This is a genomic window from Psittacicella gerlachiana (genome assembly GCF_003585965.1).
Classification (GTDB): domain Bacteria; phylum Pseudomonadota; class Gammaproteobacteria; order Enterobacterales; family Psittacicellaceae; genus Psittacicella; species Psittacicella gerlachiana.
In genome coordinates this window covers 1-2,002 of the sequence record NZ_NRJF01000201.1, presented here as the reverse complement: position 1 = coordinate 2,002, position 2,002 = coordinate 1, and the positions used below count along the sequence as shown (strand labels likewise).

The 2,002-nt window shown below is 31.3% G+C and carries 1 protein-coding gene; it reads left to right on the top strand.

Annotation, left to right across the window (positions count from 1 at the left end):
• Positions 1 to 273: 273 nt before the first annotated feature.
• Positions 274 to 1,869, top strand: a complete 1,596-nt coding sequence (locus tag CKF59_RS06515; protein ID WP_119535137.1) for an FtsZ/tubulin family protein — start codon at positions 274 to 276, stop codon at positions 1,867 to 1,869.
• The last annotated feature ends 133 nt before the right edge of the window (positions 1,870 to 2,002 follow it).

Here is a 2,002-nt window from a genome sequence, read left to right as displayed (position 1 = left end):
ATTTTCATCTAGCTCAACCTAAACCTATAAGAAGAGGTTTCTTGGAGTCTATACTCAAGTTTTTAAACTTTTAGATTAGATTATTTTTGCAAAATTTATAATTTTTTTACGCTAAAAGTTTTATTAGATAACATTGTTATATAATAATTAACTGAAAGCTATTTATTAGTTATAGAACAGTGTGTAAAGTAATTTTGCAAAAATAACTTAATTTTAAATAAGTTAAATTTGCGTAAGTATAAATTCTTTACCATATAAAAGGTTTTAACATTAATGACAATTCCAACAAATATGGAAAATGAAATTGTACTTCCTGTTTTCAATTCAAACGGCGGTAAAACAGAAATGAAAGAAAGAGATCAATTAGAGAAGATCATTGTTATTGGGATAGGTGGAGCTGGTAACAATGCTGTTGATTATCTATATAAACAACCTGGTTACATGGATAATGTAGGGAAAAGTGTAGTTCATTATATTTTTAATACTGATGAAAACTGCTTAAATAACCTACAATGTGAAAATAAATTAGTTCTCGGCAAGGATACTTTAAAAGGTAAAGGAGCTGGAGCTAACATTAATGTTGGACGTAATGCAACTGTAGAATCTATTGATGAGATTACCGAAATTGTTAAGGGTGCAGATTTAGTATTTATTACCGCTGGTATGGGAGGTGGCACAGGTACTTTAGGTTCTTCTATTGTAGCAGAGACTGCTAAAAATGTAGGAGCTATAGTTGTTTCTTTAGTAACCTTACCTTTCCAATACGAAAATCGTAAGCGTAATGCCTTTTATGGAATAAAGAATCTTTATAAGTATTCTGATTCCTTAATTATGATCGATAATCAGAAGATTGTTGATTTTTATCCTGATTATGAATTTACTCAAGGGTTAGATGAAGCTAATAAAATTCTTTCTAACGCAATTTCAGGAGTAATTAAAATAATTCGTAATCCAACTACGATTAACACTGACTTTGAAGATTTAAAAACTATCCTCAACACTGGTGGTAAATCGCAAATTCTCTATCGTAGTTTAGAAGGTGAGGAATTAGCTTCAATTACTGAAAATCCAGATGAAACTATAGACTACATTTATAAAGAAGTAACAACTTCTCCACTAATAACTCGTTCAAATATTGAACAAGCTACAGCTTTCTTGATTCTTTTAGAGTGTTCAAGTCACTTTACCCAAAGAATTATGAATCAGTTTGTTTCTCGCTTCTCTCGTGTTAACCAAGAGGATGATGATTCTTTAGATGATCTTCTTGACGATCTTGCGAATTTAGATGATGAGAAAATTGAGTCAATTGAAAATAATGGACCTCAAGTTATTTTCGCTTATAACAAACTACCTAATTCTGAAGACGGTACACCTCGTTTAAACATTACTATTGTTGCAACAGGCATGGGTACTCATGATAGCAACCGTAATCAAGAACAACATGAGACTCCGATTCAAGAATCAGCATACCGTAGTCAAAGCATTAAAGCTCAGCCTCAAACGAGTCAAACTGCACCAAAAGTAGCTCCTAATACTAATAATTTAGCAATTAAGCAAAATGCTGAAGCAAAAGTTTTAGATACTAAACCTACTCCTGCAGTAAAAGAAGAAGCAACATCAAACTCTGATATTCTTTTAGCTGGCTTACAAAATCTTGATGAAGCTTCAAGACAAAAACTCCTTGAACTCTTAGGTGGAGCACAAGTTGCTACAAATAATAATCCTAAGGTTGAAGAAGAATATCGCTCTCCGGTATTACCTGAAAGTAATAATCTTTTTGTAAATCAAGAAGCAACAAATAAATCAACTCAAGAAAAACCTGCGACTAAATTATCTTTCTCTGATGATGATTTAGATATTGATGAATAGTAGGTTATATTCTATAAATTATTATCAGTCCTCCAAACTTTAAGTTCAAGGTTTGGAGGACTTTGTTATAAACAATAAGCTTTAAATTTTATCCCTAAGTTTTAATTACCATATCAGTTATCCTTCTTAAAAT